Raw genomic sequence first — 358 nt, 5'->3', positions numbered from 1 at the left:
AGTATCCGTGAGCTGTTTGCCGCAGGCTTTATTCCGGGATTTCTGGGTATTCTGCTGTATCTGGGGGCTGTTCGCTATGTCGTGTGGCGCATCCCTGAGGCCGGTCCATGCGGTGAGAAGCTGTCCTGGCCAGAGCGGCTTAAGGCGCTGAATGGTGTCTGGGGCGTGCTGATCCTGTTTACCATTGTGATGGGAGGCATCTATCTGGGGATTTTCACGCCAACGGAAGCCGCCGGTATCGGCGCTGGTGGTGCCTTTGTTATCGCTCTGGCACGTAAAAGTCTGACCTTTGGCAGCCTGTTCGACATCCTGACGGATACAGCTCGCACCTCGGCTATGCTGTTTGCGGTACTGATCG

Annotated in this window: 1 protein-coding gene; it reads left to right on the top strand. The window is 56.7% G+C overall.

The features are described from left to right. Positions 1–358 (top strand): TRAP transporter large permease subunit (locus tag H4O21_RS28510; RefSeq protein ID WP_182812588.1); only part of this gene is annotated, 358 nt, incomplete at both ends.

This window comes from Oceanospirillum sediminis (assembly GCF_014164585.1).
Lineage (GTDB): Bacteria > Pseudomonadota > Gammaproteobacteria > Pseudomonadales > Halomonadaceae > Oceanospirillum > Oceanospirillum sediminis.
The sequence above is the reverse complement of the archived record's forward strand: the minus strand, read 5'-3'. Positions and strand labels throughout refer to the sequence as shown.